The sequence below is a fragment of the Vibrio sp. 378 genome, assembly GCF_033339435.1.
In genome coordinates, this window is record NZ_JAWOUO010000364.1 from 1 (window position 1) to 810 (window position 810).

General features: G+C 44.1%; 2 protein-coding genes. Both read left to right on the top strand.

What is annotated here, in order from left to right; translation table 11 throughout:
* Positions 1 to 195 (top strand): MarC family protein (locus R7Q48_RS26295; protein WP_318133133.1); only part of this gene is annotated, 195 nt, incomplete at its 5' end.
* A gap of 50 nt (positions 196 to 245) precedes the next feature.
* Positions 246 to 810: ion transporter (locus R7Q48_RS26300; protein ID WP_318133135.1), on the top strand; the 565-nt coding region annotated here is incomplete at its 3' end.

Below are 810 nucleotides of genomic sequence, written 5' to 3' on the forward strand. Positions count from 1 at the left end.
GTGGGCATCGTTATCACGATTGGTCTATTTTGCCTTTGTTCTTGGTTGCTATTTCGTTCGGCACCTTTGATCGTTCGTTTCTTGGGTCAAACAGGCATCAACGTGATCACACGTATCATGGGTTTGATTCTTGGTGCGCTAGGCATCGAGTTTATTGCAAACGGCTTACGTAACTTGTTCCCTGGATTAGCCTGATTTTATTAATGACGTTATGATAGAGCGATTCAACAATGGATCGCTTTGTCATGACGACTCACTCTCTAAAAAATACACTTTACGTCACTATATTTGGCACCCACACCAAAGCCGGCCGTGCTTTTGATATCGCGCTTATTATTGCCATCATCAGCTCGTTAGCTGTTCTCGTTCTAGATTCCATTCCCTCGGTACGTGCTGAGTGGGCAAAAGAACTGAAGTACCTTGAATACACCTTCACCGGCCTGTTTACCATTGAGTACTTGCTACGTCTGTATTGCTCGCCAAAACCGGTGGCGTACGCAAAAAGTTTCTACGGTATTGTCGATCTGTTGGCGATCATCCCAACTTACTTAGTATTGTTCTTCCCATCCGCCTCTTTCATGGGCGTGATCAGAGCACTACGTGTGATGCGTATTTTTCGTATCTTGAAGTTGGTGAGGTACCTGCAAGAGTCCAACATTTTGTTGCGCTCATTACTAATGGCTCGCAGAAAGATCTTCATCTTCTTCACAACCGTCGCCATTTTGGTCACGATTTTCGGTTCATTGATTTTTATTGTTGAAGGGCCAGAAAACGGGTTTACCAGTATTCCGAAAAGTATTTATTGGGCTA